Origin of the sequence: Gramella sp. KN1008 (assembly GCF_004332155.1) — a bacterium.
Classification (GTDB): Bacteria; Bacteroidota; Bacteroidia; order Flavobacteriales; family Flavobacteriaceae; genus Christiangramia.
The window spans coordinates 265,413-282,283 of the sequence record NZ_SJDV01000004.1 but is presented as its reverse complement, the minus strand read 5'-3'; the positions used below and the strand labels follow the sequence as shown (position 1 = coordinate 282,283).

The window sequence follows — 16,871 nt, the reverse complement described above, 5'->3', positions numbered from 1 at the left end:
AGTAAACCTATCTAATTATTTTTTAAAAAACAATATTTGAGGTAAAAATACAGTAAATCAAAATAATGCCTGAATACAATTTTAGACTTCGTTTTTTCTTTTGGCTTTATACCATCTTTCGGGAATTACCTGATTGCAAGCTTCAAGATAATCCTCCTCGCTGCAAGGTAATAACGTATGCTTTTTTAATTTAGTATTCACGTTCGACAAAAACGGAATTTCTATCCACCAGCGACCGCTAACCGGACTCTTGAAAAACACAAGAATCTCGTCATCTATAGGAACCTGATATCTTATAAACTCCTTTTTCGCAGAAATAGTATTTTCATTGGTACGATAATTCACTCCTTCGATAAAATACCATATTATCTGGGAAATAAGTGTATTTGCAAGGGCTCCCAGTGTATTACTAAATTCATATACTCCAAAAGATGAGACCTTATCACTTATCCCGGCATACCTCGAAAGAGCACAGATCTCCCTACCGTTAAAACCGTTGGGAGAATTAAAGTAATGCGTATTCGCTGAAGCAGAATCTATAGACCCCAGATCCAAACCTACCAGATTTGCACTTCTGAAAACAGGCTCCATCAACGAAAGATCTGAAGTTACTTCACCTAATCTATAAGCTTCGAAAAACAGCCTTTCCATAAGCTCTATCTCTTCCTGAGAATTATAATAGGTTTGATAACCCACTGTAGTATAATTAAATAAATTATAAGGCTTATCAATTACGATTTTTCCTACATAAGATTCACTGCTGATCTTCTTTTCAGCATCTCCGAGATCAAATTTACTATCAATATTCACAAGGTTAACCATCTGATCCAGTTTGTCATACGCCCTATATTGAGCATAAACCAGATCCTGACTTCCCCCAAGGATAACAGGTATTATATCCTGTTTTATAAGACTTTCAACCAATGTCTGAACCGCAAAATACGTATCTTCCACAGTAGCACCCGGCTCGATATCCCCAAGATCAGCAAGTCGCAATCTCCAGTTACCAGGATATAATCTATAAAATTGCCTTCTTAATGAAGTAAAGTCCGGGGCTTCGATGCTCTTCACTGCCCTGGCCGTCTCTCTAACCGCAAAAATGGCGACATTTACTCCCTCCATATCAGGAATACCCGACCTCTCTGTATGAAGTCTCATCTGCACCCCTATACACTGAGGATTTAAATGGCTGATCTCATCCAGCAGTTCTTCATTTACCGGACTAAGAAAATCAAACTCCATAGGTTATTTCTTTTTGGTAGTTTTCTTTTTAGTTCCTTTTCTGGCAGTGGTCTTCTTTTTGGTCTTACTCTTCTTTTCAAGGATCTCCTTAACCTCATCAAGCGTAAGTTCTTCAGCCTTGGTAGTTTTGGGAAGTTCCACCTTGGTCCTTCCTTTTATGACATTAAACCTGCCCCATCTTGCTTTTTCCACCCTTATGCCTTCGTCTTCCCAGTGATGGATGAGTTTTTCCCGCTCCTTCTTTAATTTATCCTCGATAAGTTCTTCAATATCATCTGAGGAAAGATTGTCAAAGTCATATTTCTTATTCACATTTATGAATATATTATTCCATTTAAGGTATGGACCAAACCTCCCCACTCCTTTCTGAACGGGCATATCTTTATATTCATAAATAGGAGCATCGGCCTTTTCCTTCTCTTTGATAAGCTCCATAGCTCTATCAAAATCAACATTTAGCGGATCCTCTCCTTTTTCAAGTGAAACGAACTTCTTCCCGAAACGCACATAGGGACCATAACGCCCATTGTTCACCTCTACAGCCTCTCCTTTATATTCTCCCAGTTTTTTGGGAAGCTCAAACAAGGCCATTGCCTCGTCATAAGTGAGTGTCTCCATGTTCTGGTCGGGACTAAGACTGGCGAACTTTGGTTTTTCATCATCTTCGGCACTACCAATCTGGACCATGGGACCAAACTTTCCTAATCTCACACTAACAGGTTTTCCTGTTTCCGGGTCTTCACCGAGAATTCGCTCTCCTACTTCCCTGTCGGCATTCTTCGTGACATCCTGTACATGAGGATGGAAATCCTTATAGAATTCCTTCATCATCGTGGTCCACTCCTTGTTGCCCTCTGCTATATTATCAAAGCTTTCCTCCACCTTCGCAGTGAAATTATAATCCAGGATATTGGAAAAGTGATTCACAAGGAAATCGTTTACTACCATTCCCGTAGCAGTAGGAACAAGTTTTCCTTTATCACTGCCAACGGTTTCGGTTAATGTTTTCTCTGAAAGCTTATCATTCTTAAGCCTGAACTGCACATAACTTCTATCAGTCCCATCTACGGAACCTTTTTCAATATAATTCCTGGTTTGGATGGTTGAAATGGTAGGCGCGTAAGTTGAAGGTCTACCTATACCCAGTTCTTCCAGTTTTTTAACAAGAGATGCTTCGGTATAGCGGTATGGAGGCCTGGTAAACCTTTCGGTTGCAGTTATATACTTATTAGTAAGAGGCTGATTCTCCTTTAATGCCGGAAGCATTCCGCTTTGTTCTTCATCTTCCTCATCGCTGCTTTCAAGATAAACTTTCAGGAATCCGTCAAATTTAAGCACTTCACCATTGGCAGTGAAATGATTATCATGCTTATCTGCCTCTATCTTTACATTAGTCCTTTCCAGCTGGGCATCGCTCATTTGCGAGGCAATCGCTCTTTTCCATATAAGCTCATAAAGTCTTTGCTGGTCACGATCTGCGGAAATACCGTGCTTTTGAAAATTCGTTGGTCTTATTGCCTCGTGAGCTTCCTGTGCCCCCTTGGACTTACCTTTGAACTGGCGCGATTTAGAATATTTCTCTCCGTACGCCTTAAGAATTTCATTTTTAGCTCCTTTTCTGGCATCTTCAGAAAGATTTACGCTATCTGTTCTCATATAAGTGATATGCCCCGCCTCGTATAAGCGCTGAGCCATCGTCATCGTCTTGCTTACCGAAAAATAAAGCTTTCTGGCAGCTTCCTGCTGAAGTGTGGAGGTGGTAAACGGAGGAGCCGGATTCTTTTTTGCCGGTTTGGTAGTTAATTCGGCGACTTTAAAGTTCGCTCCTATATTATCTTTCAGAAATTGCTCTGCCTCTTCCTTTGTTTCAAAATTCTTTGGGATTTTAGCCTTGAAGCTTTTTCCATCCTCGGTAGAAAATTCAGCATCTATTCTGTAAGAAGCCTGCGGTTCGAATTCCTGGATCTCACGCTCCCTTTCAACAATAAGCCTTACCGCCACAGACTGGACACGGCCGGCAGATAGCCCCCCTTTTACTTTTCGCCACAGTACCGGGGAAAGCTCATAGCCCACTAATCTGTCAAGCACACGTCTTGCCTGCTGAGCATTTACAAGATTATAATCAATTCCTCTTGGGTTTTCTATCGCCTTAAGAATCGCCGACTTAGTGATCTCGTGGAACACGATACGTTTAGTCTTGTCATCTTCCAGCTTAAGCGCTTCAGCAAGGTGCCAGGCAATAGCCTCCCCCTCACGGTCTTCATCACTTGCCAGCCATACCGTATCGGCATCTTTTGCAAGACCTTTCAGCTTCTTCACTACATCCTTCTTGTCTTTTGAGACAATATATTTAGGTGTAAAATCTCCCTCGGTATCCACACCGATCTCTTTGGTCGGCAAATCGGCAATATGTCCAAAGCTGGAAGCAACCTTATAGTCTTTTCCGAGAAACTTTTCTATGGTTTTTGCCTTCGCAGGAGACTCTACAATCACTAAATTTTTAGCCATAAATCTGTCTGTTTATAATTGCAAAAGTATATCAAATTTTTCTTCTGCCCGTTAAACTTGCTTTAAAACCGGTAGGCAACACCCGCGGAAAGCCTTTAGATGTAATACTTTTGACGCTTTAAAATTCCTTTTCAGAAAGCTGCAGGTACAGGCTTCTTATCTGGTATGAAAATAAACAGAAGAAACCCCTGCCAGAGTATACTTAAGATCGGGGGCAATATTCCCATCTATTGAAGTAGCATCATTGAAGGCCAGAATACGGCCACCACCGTTTGAAGCTTCGGCTACGAATATCACATTATAATTTGAGTCATAGATCACATTGACAGGATTACCCAGCAAAGTGTTATTACCTGCTATTCTCAACTGATCTTCAGTCTTAACGAACCCGCCTGAAGAGGTCGCGGCAAATTTGGACTCGAAATCCTTCACCACATGTAGGGCTCCATCATTATTGGACTCTGCTTCTCCGATATCTGAAAGCACCATCACACCATCTTCGTAATGTAGGCCTCGGGTACGAACAAGACCCTGAAATGCTACGATCTTATCTGCAGTTACGATACGATTAAGAGTATGATTAGAAAGAAAATTTCTGAAAACTGCAATTTTATTAGTCTCGTCTACGGCAGCGTATAGATCATCTCCGATGAACTCTATTCCCCACACCCGGAATTTAGTAGTAACCACATTCCTCAAACTGAATCCGTTGCTATCTTTGGTATAGATAAATATTCGTCCTTCGTGAGTGAGTTCGTCTTCATCCAGATCGGTATCATCTGTCACCACATAAAAATTGCCTTTCACGGCCAGATCCCTTGGACTTTCAAGGCTTCCGGCAATACTAAATTCCGGTTCCAGATCTACAGACGCCCCCGACCGAAAACTGCTTATGTTGGCATAGGTTTCCAAACCGGCTCCCGATCTTGAAACAAGAGTAAATGAATCATCTTCAGGAGAAAAGTAAATACCTTCGGCATCGGTGGAAGCGGTATTATATGTTGTTACATCCCCGCTATTAATATCGTATCTTTTAACCTGGCCGGTATGGGTGGTCGCATAAAGGTGAGCAGTTCCGGAGGTTTTCACGTCTCCGTTCAAATTATCATCATTATTGCAAGACCAAACACAGACTGCCATGCAAGCTCCCAAAACAAGATCCCATCTTTTACGTCCCATACTTTTTTATTTGCGAATATATTGTTTTAACGAATAAAACTCCAGCATAGTTTAAATGAGTTAAATATCTGTTATTTGAAATATCCTTAACGCAAATTTCCATCTGTAATTATCATATTAAGTGAAATGCATGTTAGAATTAAAAAGAATAGATTAGGATTATGAATCTTACCCACGTATTAAAATTAGCAGGAAAGTTTGTTGTTAGAGGCTTTATTTTCAAAGCGGGCAAAAAACTTGCCCTCAAAGGAGGAAAAGTTGGAATAGGTGCGGGAGCACTTATAGCAGGGGGCTATCTCGCCTATCAACTTTTACAGGAAAGAGAAAAGCAACAGCAGGAAGAACAGGAAGTGAACGTTTTGGACAGCGACGATCCGGATGAACCAATTGTGGTATAGGCTATAACCTTCTTCTCTTTTTGACGCTTCCATTTAATTTATATCTGCTGAACTCTTTTTTCAGACCGAAACATCAATTTTGGGCCTTTCCAATTCAAATTCCAGATGTTTCATCGATTGATCATAACTCCCATATTTAAAATTGTTTATATTGATGGAACAACCCATTTACCATGAAACAATTATTAGCATTAGTTCTTTTCTTCTGTATTATCGGATTAACGGCTCAAAATGAGACCGACTGTAACTGCTGCTCCCCTGAGCATCGACAGTTTGACTTCTGGCTAGGCGACTGGGAGGTATATAATTCCGAAGGAGAAAAAATAGGTGAAAATCTTATCGAAAAAATAGAAGATAACTGCCTCATCAGTGAAAAATGGAAGGGAAAAAAAGGCAGCACCGGCAGAAGTTTCAATTATTTTGACCCTGCCGATTCAACCTGGAACCAGTTATGGATAAGCAATACAGGGAACATTTTAAAACTGAAGGGAAAAGCAAAAGCTAACAAGATGATCCTCAAAAGCCATATAGTTAATGGTGAAAAAGGAAAATATTACAACCAGATCACCTGGACCCAAAATGGCGATGGCAGTGTAACCCAGCTTTGGGAGATCCTGGATGAAAATGACAAATTTCTTAGTGAAACGTTTAAAGGGGTTTACAGAAAAAAGGATTACTGAATAACACTGGATTCTCCACCAAGACTTTCAAATTTCAAGGAATCCCCATTCTCGCCAAATGCCATAATGCCTTCCTGAAGCCACCTGTAAAATTCATCTGCGTTGGGTTCATAGGCTGAAGGCGCTATGAGTTTTTCTTCATTATGATCTAAAAGCACATAATATGGCTGCGCATTGGCCTTATATCTTGTGATCTGAAAATCGCTCCATTTATTTCCTATTGTCTCAATTTCTTTTCCTGTAGTTTCAGAAACATATTGTTCTGACTCTGGCAACTTTCGTTGATCATCTACATACAATGAAACCAGAACCACATCATTTTTCAAGGTTTCCAGGACCTGAGGCTCACTCCACACCCGTTCTTCCATCTTCCGGCAGTTCACACACGCATGACCAGTAAAATCTATAAGTACAGGCAGATCCTTCTCTTTTGCATACGCCATTCCTTCTTCATAATCATGGAATGATAGTATATCATGGGGGCCATAATGAGCACCCTCGGGAAGTACTGAAGAAACTGAAGTCGAAGCATTGCCCTGGGAATTACCCACTCCGTATGGCGACTCACTGTAGTGAAGCGGTGGGGGAAACCCACTGATGATCTTTAGCGGTGCACCCCATAGCCCCGGAATAAGATAAATGGTAAAAATAAGAACGACAAGCCCGGAGATTAATCGGCCTACCGAAATATGATCTTCTTTGGAATCATGCGGCAGGCGAATCTTTCCGAATAAATAGAAAGCCAGCAGGCCAAAAATAGCGATCCAGACCGCAAGGAAGACTTCGCGCTCAAGAATATGGAGCTGAAGTACGAGGTCTGCATTCGACAGAAATTTGAATGCGAGAGCAAGTTCCAGAAATCCAAGCGTAACCTTTACCGTATTGAGCCATCCACCCGAACGTGGCAAGGTATTAAGCCAACCCGGAAATGCGGCAAACAGACCGAACGGCAATGCAATCGCAAGCGAGAATCCAAGCATCCCAATTATAGGAGCTATCCCACCTTTAGAAGCAGCCTCTACAAGTAAGGTACCTACAATTGGACCTGTACACGAGAACGAGACGATTGCCAATGCCAGGGCCATAAAAAAGATCCCAATAAGTCCGCCTTTATCGGCTTTGGAATCAATTTTTGTCCCCCAACTACTAGGAAGCACAATCTCAAACGCACCCATAAATGAAATGGCAAAAACCACAAGCAATACGAAAAAGGCCAGATTAAACCAGACATTCGTAGACAGAGCATTGAGAGAATCGGCCCCAAAAATAAGAGTAACTAGGGAGCCCAGCAGCACATAAATTACCACTATGGAAATCCCATAAAATATGGCATTTCTAATCCCGGCAGCCCTCGATTTACTTTGTTTTGTAAAGAAACTTACGGTCATTGGGATCATGGGAAAAACACAGGGAGTAAGTAAAGCCGCAAAGCCCGAGAGGAAAGCTACTATGAAAATTCCCCAGAAGGAACGTTTTTCTTCAGGATTTACAATACCTTCCACTTCAGCTTCCTCTTCACTAACCTCATTATCGGCATCTGCCGTTACAGCCCCCTCTCTAATAACAAATTCAAATTTCTCCTCCTCAAAGATACAGGCCTTATCATCACATACCTGATATTCTATTTTAGCATTAACAGTACTAAGCGTGGAATCGGTTACTTTTATTCTTTGAGTAAATGTAGCCTGATTGGCAAAATAGGAAAGTTCCATCTCAAACACCTGATCATATTCGGTAACCGACTCACTTTCCTCGGTATCCCCTACCAGCTCGTACTTCTCTCCCGCTCCTTCATAAATAAAAGTAGTGGGAAGAGCAGCTCCTTCAGGTAATTCCTGCGAATAGAGATGCCATTTATCCTGTATAAAGGCCATGAACACGAGTTGATACTCCTCATCAGATATCCGTTTTACTTCGGTATCCCATTCAACGGGATCATATATTTGAGCATGAGTGAAATATCCGGAAAGAAGGATAAAAAGGAGCAGACCTTTTTTTACTAGGCTGTATATCATTGCGCTTTAAAACCTGATTAGTATGATAAAAATTCTCTGAACAACTTCTATTAACGAATTAAACGATATTTTTTGTTCGAAGGCAAAGGTACCTATTCTGCATTAAAATCATAAACCTGTAAAAATGAAATTCCAGATGAATACTTTCTTATTTGATTGTTAATGACCGTGCTTAGAAAGTTCCAAATTTATAAATTCCCTTTCTTAAAACTTTTTACTAATCTCTAACTAATAAATTTGCAGAATATTGCCGACATAATAATGCCCATTTCAATAGCCGTTATTATGTTTGGCATAGGGCTCGAACTTAAATTCAGTGATTTTAGAAGAGTTTTTTATTACCCAAAATCCATTTTTACCGGCCTGGCCAGCCAGATGTTCCTTCTGCCTCTAATCGCTTTCGCACTGGTTTACTTCTGGCCCATGCAACCTATTCACAAAGTAGGGATAATGTTACTGGCAGCCTGCCCCGGAGGTACAGCATCCAACCTTGTCACTAAAATGCTGCGAGGCAGGGTAGCCCTTTCGGTATCATTAACGGCCTTCAACAGTTTTTTAATCCTCTTCACCATTCCTATTATCATTGAATTAAGTTACAATCTCTTTGGCACTGAAAGCAAAAGTGTAGACCTCAGTTTCTGGCGTACAATGAAAGAAGTAATGACGAGTGTAGTATTGCCGGTAATGAGCGGTATCATTATTGGAAATCTTCTTAGTGACAAACAAAGGGAAAGCCTCCATAAACCCCTGCAATATATTTTACCCTCTCTCTTGCTCATTGCCGTAGTAACGGTAATTTTCATTGATGAATCCAGCTCGAACATACGGTATATGGATTATCTTCCTTTATTTGGCCCTCTTATATTGTTAAATCTGTTTACAATGCTGACCGGATTTTTCACAGCTAAAAGTCTAAAATTAAAACACGATACCGCTTTCACAATTGCAATAGAAATGGGATTACAGAACAGCGTACTGGCCCTTTATATCGCAAATCAACTTCTCAAAGATGAAGACCTGAGCCTAATTGCCATTTTATATGGAAGTTTTTCGCTTATTACCACTTTTGGTTTTGCCTATCTCTTTAAACAATATTTTAAACCTTCGGGCAAATCAAAAAAAATGTAAATTTCCGCATCTTTTTGTAAGATTCACAGTTCTGTTTAAAACCGAGGTTTTAAACAGGCATTTATATGAAAAAAATGGAATTAAACAGGTATAACGATATTTCAGAACACTGGCTGGAATATAAAGAGGCCATGAGAAATTATATCCTTAAGATTGTTAAGGACGTGGATACTGCCAATCATCTCTCCCATGAAGTGTTGATGAAGGTTTATTCATCCTGCTGTTCCGGACGGGACATAAAAAATATTCGATCATGGCTTTTTCAGATCTCCTACAATACCTGTATGGATTATTTTAAGAAAGAGAATAAAACCGGTGAGATAAAAGGAGATTACAAAGACCACCAGGAAGACCTTATTTATAAAGAAGCGGGAGAATTTATAGAACCGCTTATAAGTCTCCTGCCGGACAAATATGGAAAGCCTCTGACCCTTTCAGATATTCAGGGATTAAAACAGCAGGAAGTAGCAGATATGATAGGTCTTAGCCTCACTGCTACCAAAAGCAGAATTCAACGTGCCCGCCAGATGCTGAAAGACCAGATTATGGAATGCTGCCATATAGAAGTTGACAGAAGCGGCAACCTGACTGCCTTCAACATCAAAGGAACATGCCGTCCATTACAGGAGCATGTTAAAAATGAAAATAATTCTGCGTCTTTTTAGCATGTAAATAGTCATGACTGTAAATAAATTAATTTAAAATTTTACTGTTATGAACACTTTAAAAAATGAGAATCAAAAATGTTGTAAAGAGATTAAATCAAATAATAAGGCCAGGGCAAAAAGAATTGCCAGATTCCTTATTCCAAGAGCAAATGAAAACTGGCTGCTCTATAAATAGCAATAAAAAAAGCACCTTTTAAAGGTGCTTTTTTTTATTCTTATAGCGGTCTAAACTGAACAACTGCCATCGCACTCGCTTACAGCTTCATCTTTTTTCCAGGTATCCATTGCTTCAGGCGATTTTTTAGCATTCCGGCCCTCACCATACACAGTAGATTCTCCATATGTAAAAAAGGCTTCCCAGTCAACTCCCTGAGGATCGGTGATCCAGGATTTCTCACTTTTCGAATAGCAGCAGGAACAATCACCTTCTTCAAAGATCTCTCCTTTTGCTTTTTCCATGTTTTTATAAACCTCCTGAAGTTCTTCCGGACTATCGGTCTGAATACCAAGATGTTCAATACCATTTTCGGCATGACCATTTGAAATGGCAAAATTCACTTTAGGATCCTTAAGCATCCATTTAGCATAATCATCTTTTTTAACAGTAGGTTCAATAGAAAATAAGGCGTTATAGAAATTTATACTTTCTTCTAAATTTTTTACTCTTACGTGTACATGAAATGTTTTCATAATGATAGAATTTTTATTGTTTGTTTTCTATCAAGACTAAAAGCTCCACTAAAAGACGCAAAAAAATTAATAATTTTTCAACTTGACATTCTATGGAGCCTGTCCAATTTTTAAATTATCATCCCTTTTATCCAAACAAGATGAAACGCATTTTTTATCGACTAAATGACAGTTGGCGTAAATATAGAACAAAAAAACCCGGCTAACACCGGGTTCTTTTTTCATGAATCTTAAGATCTACTGAAATATAAGCACACTCATCATAGCCACTACACCAATACCGATTACAATGAATCTTCCAATGTTATAGGCTCTTTCGATACGATTATACACTTCAGTAAACTCCTTGTCCTGTGAGTCGCTTAAGTTGGTCATGATAATTGATTTAGGGACAATAAATGTGTTAAAATATAATTAAATATTCAAATTTTTAACGAATAAATAAAATTGATAATCATTGCCAACCTTCCACACCCCGGAAAGAAAACCCTTGTTAATAAAGGCCTAAACGGAAATTACAGGGCAATGTTCAGGAATATTAAATAATTGATGATTTGTAGGAAAAAACTTTAGCCCCTAAAAAATTATATAAGATTTGGGTTTGCGCGTCTGAGCTGCTGGATGAATTCAACTACCCACAAATCTGGTACTCCATTCGTGGAAAATTTTTTATTCCCCGCAAACTTGAATACCTTAATCCTGAGTTTTAATTTTTTGCAGATGAACATGTATAAAAGCCGAACTTTTAAAATTTATTTTGCACGGTGTTGCTTCGGCAGAGAATAATGAACCATCCTTTCTCTTAAACAAAGTATTCACAGTTAAACTATCCTTTTTCTTCATCTTTTCAAGGACTTCTAGAGAATTCCTTATTTCAGATTCGGCATGCAGATCAAAAATTTGTAATTTGAGGAATTCTTCTTTCGAATAACCAAATTCAGATATTGCTTTATCGTTGACATCAATGATATTAAAATACATATCATGAATAATTATTGGTAAAACAGAGCTATTAAAAACCTGTTTATAAAATTCACCAGAATTTCGGAATTGCTGAAATTCCAAATCCACTTCAAATAAGCTCATGTTAAATTTTATAAGGTATTAATGCTAATAATTGGAAATTTTGGGAAAGATATAAATTCTAACACAAACACACGCAAGTCTCCAATTAAATCAATAAAATAATTTGACATGATGCCTAAAAGCAGGATTCCCACACATTGATTTTTGCTGTAACCAGAAATTATAAAATTCTATCACAGAGAGACAAAACAGTCTAATTAAATTGGTTTTCAGTAACTTACAAAACAAACTAGGTCTTTGCATAAGGAAAATTCTGTATCTTTAAGACTTTTATAAAGTTCTTTACAACCAGTTCTTAAATAGTTATGTTTAAATTAATCCCTGCAATAATACTGGTGTGTTTCGTTTCTGGTATCGGTTTTTCACAGTCTGAAATAGTAAACGAAAAAGATCTCTCCAACCAACCAATAGACTCCATCCTTTCCTGGTTGCAGGCTAATACAACCCAGACAGATTATTTAGATGAATTTCATGCCATAGCTCTTGCCACCTTAAAGCGTAGCTTAAAAAAAGAAAACGATTCTTTAATTGCTCAAATTCATGAATCACTAGCTAGCTGGCACGCATATAACGGCCTCTTTCCCCCAGACTCTGTGGTATATCATGCCGAGAAGGCTTTGGCTTATCATTTAAAGGGTGATGACCTGAAGAAAATTGCGGACACCTATAGATCTCTATCTATAGATTATTTAAACACAGGGCAATTAGAAAAAGCACAAGAGGTATTGTTCAAGTCAATCGATTTGTACGAAGAATTAAATGACGATGCCGGCCTGGGAAGTGCCTATCGTACGTTAGGTGTGAAATTCCGCGTGATGGAAGACTATGAAGAATCCATAGCCTACACTAATCAGGCAATACCATTATTAGAAAAAACTGAAAATTACAGCGAATTAGCGATCGCACAATTCAATTTAATAATTGGTTATGGCGAACTGGGTGAATTTGAAAAAGCTTACGAAGCCACTGAATATTGCCTGGAAATTGTTAGAACAAAAGTCCCAGAGGAAATTTTTGTTCCCGTTAGAGCTCATTCCTACCGAGGCGAAGTCTATATAAAAGCTAAAGATTATGATAATGCCTTAGAGGATTATAAAGCGGCATGGGAACTGTGCAAAAAACATATAGGTGAGGAACGTTGCGCCACCTATAGGACCGAAATAGGACAGATTTACTTACTTCAGAAAAACTATGAAAAGGCACTGGATCATCTTTTAGCAGGTGTGAAAGCTTATGAAGATAAAGGACAAACAGGGATCATTCAACCCTATATGGACCTGGCAGAAACTTATGTTCAGTTAGGTGATTTCGAAAACGCCGTATTTTATAAAGACAAAGCCTACGATAACTCTAAAAACCTACTTGAAGGTAAGATTGCCAATATCGAATCTGAAATGGCCATCAAATATGAAACCGAGAAAAAAGATGAGGTTCTGGCATCTCAGGCGGCATTAATAGATCAAAAAAGTAAGACTCAAACATTATTTATCGTAATCGCCTCCCTGTTATTAGTTTTTTTACTGTCATTACTCTATTTCTTCAGTAAGAGCAAAAAGGCCACCAGAATTATTAGAGCCAAGAATGCCGAAAACGAATTGCTACTTAAGGAGATACATCACCGGGTTAAGAACAATCTGGAAATGGTGAAAAGCCTTATCGCCCTGCAATCGGCGCAAATAGAAGATCCAGCCACTAAAGATGCAATGATCGCCAGTCAGAACCGGGTTCAGTCAATGGGAATAATCCATCAAAAATTATATCAGGGGGAAAACCTGGGAAGTATTGAAATGAAAGACTACTTCATTAATCTTAGCGAGGGAATTCTTGACACCTTTAATGCAGAAGACCGGGTGAAAATCGAATGCGCTATGGACAACCTGGAACTGGACGTAGATACCGCCGTTCCAATAGGTCTGATTGTAAATGAGTTGCTTACCAACGCACTTAAATATGCTTTTCCGCAAGAACAACAAGGCGTAATCAATATCAGCCTGGAGAAAGATCCTGACCAAAATTTGAAACTACAGGTTAGAGATAACGGGGTTGGGAAAACAGAGGGACTGGCACCAAAAGGAACAGGTTTTGGCTCACAATTGGTGAGGTTATTAACCCGGCAACTGAATGGAAAGATGATAGAACGTAATGAGGACGGGACTCATATTGAATTTGACTTTTTAATTAGAAAAAGCGCATAATGAATAAAAAGATCAAAATACTTATTGTGGAAGATGAAATGATCATCGCCGCTAATATCTCATTACAGTTGAATGAATTGGGATATGAGGTTACCGGTATTGTTCCCAGAGGAGAAGAAGCTTTAATGCATATTAAATCTGAAACACCAAATATATTACTGCTCGACATCAACCTCAAAGGATCTTTAGATGGGATAGAAACGGCCCTGGAAATGCAAAAAACTAAGGATATCCCTGTCATCTATCTTACCGCAAATGCAGATGAAGCTCATTTTAACAGAGCTAAAGAAACACATCCTTACGCTTTTGTAGCCAAACCTTTTAAAAAACTGGATCTGCAACGGGCAATCGAATTGACTGTTTCCCAGATAGGTTTTAAAGACGAAAATAATTCCAATTTCAAACCTAAAGAAGAAGAGGCTTTCATTTTAAATGATTCCATTTTTGTGAGGCATCTGAATTCAATGGTAAAAGTGGACATAAAAGATATACTTTACATTGAAGCCGAACGGAATTACTGTCGCATCTTTACTAATAACAAGGAATACCTACTTGTTATGACGCTAAAAGAGATGGATAAAAAATTACCCCTCAAACACTTTTTAAGGGTCCACAGGTCTTATATCATTAATATTTCTCAAATCACAGAGATAGCCACCACCCATATCGACATTGGCCGGAAAGCTATTCCAATAAGTAAGTCTTCGAAAAAGGAATTGCTCAAGCGACTACAAACCATTTGATCACCTTGTTAATTAAAATTTATTCCCCGGACAGCATTTTGGCACTTTCGTCCCACATCGTTTATTTTAATCGATTATTATAAGTTATTTAGTCTTATTAAAGGACATTTTAAAATCAGAAAAACTTATGAAAACTCAGAAATGAGTGATTAATTTTCGGCTATCGAAAAGGCTAATACTACCAGCCTTTTTTAACTAAAAAAAGACACTCTTTTACTTAACTAAATTTTCACGGGATAGGCACTGAAATCATCACCATAGTTTATCCACATGCATTATTCACCATCAGTCAAATGCAATGGTAAGTAAATAGTTAGGTCATTCATCAATCCTAATTAGAATGGTTAAAAAAGGCTGAAAGTAGTAATCTAGGCCGGTCTTCCTTTGTGAAGAGTCTGCTGAATATCTATAATAAATACACTATCTATTCTGCCTGAAAAACCCGAAGATTTAGAAGTTCTTACCTATTGCTGGGCTTGGGGGGGTCAGCTTTACAGGTAATTATGAAAAGTCCAGGGTTCTTTAGGCGATAGGTAAAATTTAAAGAAAAGAAAGAATTAACGTTCAGCCCCTAAAAACAAAAAAGCCTCTTCCCGAATCAACGGAAAAAAGCTTCTCATTGGCTAGCACCTCTCAGTGCTAACTACACATCCCGACAAGTCGGGACAAACAACACAACTAATCATTAGTGCCAAAAAAAGCCCCCAGTTTCGTAGGAGCTTTTTTGCAATTTTGCGGTCTGGACGAGACTCGAACTCGCGACCCCCTGCGTGACAGGCAGGTATTCTAACCAACTGAACTACCAGACCGTTGCTTTATTGCGAGGGCAAATATACTACCCTTTTTAATTTCACCAAACCTTTTTTGAAGATTTTTAGCACTAAAATTTCGCCTCTTACCCAAACTTTTGTTTCTCAAGTAAATATGTGGTCATGATATTATCAAAATTTTTATTGATGTCAGCCTCCACATACTTTATACGGTACTTTGCACATTGCATTTTAAGCTCACCTAGATATTTTTCAACCGCTTTTTTGTAATTCTCCCTGATATTATCAGAATAGAGATCTACCTCCATTCCCGTTTCCACATCAGTAAAACGGCGGGGTGTATTTTCAAAATTGAAATCAAGTTCCCTTTTTTCATCTATTACATGAAAAAGGATCACTTCATGCCTGTTGTATTTTAAATGCCGCAATGCCTCAAAGAGCTTCTCTTCATCGGTATCTGCCTGAAACATATCTGTAAACAGAAAAATGAGGGATCTGCGTTTAAGCTTTTCGGCAATCTGATGCAGAAAAGTATAAGTATCTGTGGTCTTTCTTTTCGCCTTATCCTTTAAAATATCGTTGAGTTTATCTAGGAGCATATGGTGATGCCTTTCACTCGATTTTTCGGGAGAGTAGAATTCAAATTCATCACTATAAATGCTCATCCCCACGGCATCTCTCTGTCTCTTCAGAATATGCATAATGCAGGCCGATGCCAGCACCGAAAAACCGATCTTATTCAACGAGCTCAGGCTTTGTGTCTTCATCGCTGGATAATGCATTGAGGCCGAATTATCGATAATAAGATGACACCTTAGATTGGTTTCCTCTTCATAGCGGCGCGTATAAAGCTTATCGGTTTTCGCAAAAAGCTTCCAGTCAATATGCCTCGTACTTTCCCCGGTGTTATAGATCTTATGTTCGGCGAATTCAGCAGAAAATCCATGAAACGGACTCTTATGCATTCCCGAAATATAACCTTCCACCACCTGCTTAGCCAGCAGGTCCAGGTTCAAAAATCCGCCTGCGTCGTGAAGTTCTTTTTCAATATTCATAGACAATTATCAATAATCCGGGCAGTCCCGAAAAGGATTCAGCAATAATTTCACCGTCCACCTAAATTAAACCCTCTTTAAGAGTTTAATTTACCCATACTTTATGAATAAAAAAAGCCACGCTTTCACGTGGCTTAAAATTTTATTTTTTTGCTTACAATTACAATAACTGATCTAGTGCATCAGCGTAAGTCTGTTTTGGAGCAACTCCTACCTGGCGGCCTACCACTTCTCCATTCTGGAAAACCAGTACAGTTGGTATATTTCTAACCCCATATTTAGCGGCGAATTCCTGATTGGCATCTACATCCAGTTTACCAACCACGGCTTTACCTTCATATTCAGAACTAATTTCGTCAATGATAGGTCCAACCATTCTACAGGGTCCGCACCATGCAGCCCAAAAATCCACCATTACAGGTTTGTCGCTTTTAAGAACTTGCTCTTCAAAATTCGCGTCGGTTATTTCAACAGCCATAATATGTTATTTTTCTAGTTTTAAATTTGATTCGTA

Annotated in this window: 16 protein-coding genes and 1 tRNA gene; 7 read left to right on the top strand and 10 right to left on the bottom strand. The window is 38.9% G+C overall.

Features of this window, described 5'->3' with window-relative positions:
- Positions 1–81: 81 nt before the first annotated feature.
- From EZJ28_RS09545 to EZJ28_RS09535, 3 genes are all read right to left on the bottom strand, one after another.
- Positions 82–1,242 (bottom strand): formimidoylglutamase, encoded by a 1,161-nt coding sequence (locus EZJ28_RS09545; RefSeq protein WP_131397251.1) that lies wholly within the window; start codon positions 1,240–1,242, stop codon positions 82–84.
- A gap of 3 nt (positions 1,243–1,245) precedes the next feature.
- Positions 1,246–3,750 (bottom strand): type I DNA topoisomerase, encoded by a 2,505-nt coding sequence (gene topA, locus EZJ28_RS09540; RefSeq protein WP_131397250.1) that lies wholly within the window; start codon positions 3,748–3,750, stop codon positions 1,246–1,248.
- Between the two features lie 156 nt (positions 3,751–3,906).
- The gene (locus EZJ28_RS09535) at positions 3,907–4,929 is read right to left on the bottom strand and encodes a hypothetical protein (RefSeq protein ID WP_131397248.1); all 1,023 of its coding nucleotides are present in this window, start codon (positions 4,927–4,929) and stop codon (positions 3,907–3,909) included.
- 161 nt (positions 4,930–5,090) lie between these two features.
- Here EZJ28_RS09535 and EZJ28_RS09530 point away from each other — a divergent pair, with 161 nt between their 5' ends.
- Positions 5,091–5,327, top strand: coding sequence for a hypothetical protein (locus EZJ28_RS09530; RefSeq protein ID WP_131397246.1), 237 nt, complete (start codon positions 5,091–5,093; stop codon positions 5,325–5,327).
- Positions 5,328–5,500: 173 nt separating this feature from the next.
- Positions 5,501–6,007 (top strand): hypothetical protein, encoded by a 507-nt coding sequence (locus EZJ28_RS09525; RefSeq protein ID WP_131397244.1) that lies wholly within the window; start codon positions 5,501–5,503, stop codon positions 6,005–6,007.
- Here the strand turns inward: EZJ28_RS09525 and EZJ28_RS09520 are convergent.
- The gene (locus EZJ28_RS09520; RefSeq protein ID WP_131397242.1) at positions 6,001–8,022 is read right to left on the bottom strand and encodes a protein-disulfide reductase DsbD; all 2,022 of its coding nucleotides are present in this window, start codon (positions 8,020–8,022) and stop codon (positions 6,001–6,003) included. The genes EZJ28_RS09525 and EZJ28_RS09520 overlap by 7 nt on opposite strands.
- A gap of 261 nt (positions 8,023–8,283) precedes the next feature.
- On the opposite strand from EZJ28_RS09520, the gene EZJ28_RS09515 reads away from it, so the two are divergent.
- From EZJ28_RS09515 to EZJ28_RS16200, 3 genes are all read left to right on the top strand, one after another.
- On the top strand, positions 8,284–9,150 hold the full coding sequence (locus EZJ28_RS09515; protein ID WP_207388449.1) for a bile acid:sodium symporter family protein: 867 nt from the start codon (positions 8,284–8,286) through the stop codon (positions 9,148–9,150).
- A 65-nt stretch (positions 9,151–9,215) separates the two neighbouring features.
- Entirely contained in the window at positions 9,216–9,815 is a 600-nt protein-coding gene (locus EZJ28_RS09510; protein WP_131397237.1) for a sigma-70 family RNA polymerase sigma factor, read from the top strand.
- Between the two features lie 49 nt (positions 9,816–9,864).
- Positions 9,865–9,993, top strand: a complete 129-nt coding sequence (locus tag EZJ28_RS16200) for a hypothetical protein (RefSeq protein ID WP_278248325.1) — start codon at positions 9,865–9,867, stop codon at positions 9,991–9,993.
- 50 nt (positions 9,994–10,043) lie between these two features.
- Here EZJ28_RS16200 and EZJ28_RS09505 read toward each other — a convergent pair whose 3' ends face one another.
- The 3 genes from EZJ28_RS09505 to EZJ28_RS09500 form a co-directional block, all read right to left on the bottom strand.
- Positions 10,044–10,508, bottom strand: a complete 465-nt coding sequence (locus EZJ28_RS09505; protein ID WP_207388448.1) for an ArsI/CadI family heavy metal resistance metalloenzyme — start codon at positions 10,506–10,508, stop codon at positions 10,044–10,046.
- A gap of 237 nt (positions 10,509–10,745) precedes the next feature.
- The gene (locus EZJ28_RS16005) at positions 10,746–10,883 is read right to left on the bottom strand and encodes a hypothetical protein (RefSeq protein WP_165499057.1); all 138 of its coding nucleotides are present in this window, start codon (positions 10,881–10,883) and stop codon (positions 10,746–10,748) included.
- Between the two features lie 318 nt (positions 10,884–11,201).
- On the bottom strand, positions 11,202–11,594 hold the full coding sequence (locus tag EZJ28_RS09500; protein ID WP_131397235.1) for a PAS domain S-box protein: 393 nt from the start codon (positions 11,592–11,594) through the stop codon (positions 11,202–11,204).
- Between the two features lie 305 nt (positions 11,595–11,899).
- Between EZJ28_RS09500 and EZJ28_RS09495 the strand changes: the two genes are divergently transcribed.
- Positions 11,900–13,789, top strand: coding sequence for a sensor histidine kinase (locus tag EZJ28_RS09495; RefSeq protein WP_131397233.1), 1,890 nt, complete (start codon positions 11,900–11,902; stop codon positions 13,787–13,789).
- Entirely contained in the window at positions 13,789–14,532 is a 744-nt protein-coding gene (locus EZJ28_RS09490; protein ID WP_131397231.1) for a LytTR family DNA-binding domain-containing protein, read from the top strand. Before EZJ28_RS09495 ends, EZJ28_RS09490 begins: the two co-directional genes overlap by 1 nt.
- Positions 14,533–15,267: 735 nt before the next feature.
- Here the strand turns inward: EZJ28_RS09490 and EZJ28_RS09485 are convergent.
- The 3 genes from EZJ28_RS09485 to trxA form a co-directional block, all read right to left on the bottom strand.
- Positions 15,268–15,341 (bottom strand) — tRNA-Asp (locus EZJ28_RS09485).
- 86 nt (positions 15,342–15,427) lie between these two features.
- A complete protein-coding gene (locus tag EZJ28_RS09480) occupies positions 15,428–16,357 on the bottom strand; it encodes a DUF58 domain-containing protein (protein WP_131397229.1) in 930 nt (309 codons plus the stop codon).
- Positions 16,358–16,517: 160 nt separating this feature from the next.
- Positions 16,518–16,835 (bottom strand): thioredoxin, encoded by a 318-nt coding sequence (trxA, locus tag EZJ28_RS09475; protein WP_131397227.1) that lies wholly within the window; start codon positions 16,833–16,835, stop codon positions 16,518–16,520.
- Positions 16,836–16,871 lie beyond the last annotated feature (36 nt).

Coding starts and splice junctions, on each gene's coding strand:
- EZJ28_RS09495 (WP_131397233.1), top strand. CDS start 11,900: ATGTTTAAATTAATCCCTGCAATAATACTGGTGTGTTTCGTTTCTGGT.
- EZJ28_RS09515 (WP_207388449.1), top strand. CDS start 8,284: ATGCCCATTTCAATAGCCGTTATTATGTTTGGCATAGGGCTCGAACTT.
- EZJ28_RS09505 (WP_207388448.1), bottom strand. CDS start 10,508: ATGAAAACATTTCATGTACACGTAAGAGTAAAAAATTTAGAAGAAAGT.
- EZJ28_RS16200 (WP_278248325.1), top strand. CDS start 9,865: ATGAACACTTTAAAAAATGAGAATCAAAAATGTTGTAAAGAGATTAAA.
- trxA (WP_131397227.1), bottom strand. CDS start 16,835: ATGGCTGTTGAAATAACCGACGCGAATTTTGAAGAGCAAGTTCTTAAA.
- EZJ28_RS09545 (WP_131397251.1), bottom strand. CDS start 1,242: ATGGAGTTTGATTTTCTTAGTCCGGTAAATGAAGAACTGCTGGATGAG.
- EZJ28_RS16005 (WP_165499057.1), bottom strand. CDS start 10,883: ATGACCAACTTAAGCGACTCACAGGACAAGGAGTTTACTGAAGTGTAT.
- EZJ28_RS09480 (WP_131397229.1), bottom strand. CDS start 16,357: ATGAATATTGAAAAAGAACTTCACGACGCAGGCGGATTTTTGAACCTG.
- EZJ28_RS09520 (WP_131397242.1), bottom strand. CDS start 8,022: ATGATATACAGCCTAGTAAAAAAAGGTCTGCTCCTTTTTATCCTTCTT.
- topA (WP_131397250.1), bottom strand. CDS start 3,750: ATGGCTAAAAATTTAGTGATTGTAGAGTCTCCTGCGAAGGCAAAAACC.
- EZJ28_RS09490 (WP_131397231.1), top strand. CDS start 13,789: ATGAATAAAAAGATCAAAATACTTATTGTGGAAGATGAAATGATCATC.
- EZJ28_RS09525 (WP_131397244.1), top strand. CDS start 5,501: ATGAAACAATTATTAGCATTAGTTCTTTTCTTCTGTATTATCGGATTA.
- EZJ28_RS09500 (WP_131397235.1), bottom strand. CDS start 11,594: ATGAGCTTATTTGAAGTGGATTTGGAATTTCAGCAATTCCGAAATTCT.
- EZJ28_RS09535 (WP_131397248.1), bottom strand. CDS start 4,929: ATGGGACGTAAAAGATGGGATCTTGTTTTGGGAGCTTGCATGGCAGTC.
- EZJ28_RS09510 (WP_131397237.1), top strand. CDS start 9,216: ATGAAAAAAATGGAATTAAACAGGTATAACGATATTTCAGAACACTGG.
- EZJ28_RS09530 (WP_131397246.1), top strand. CDS start 5,091: ATGAATCTTACCCACGTATTAAAATTAGCAGGAAAGTTTGTTGTTAGA.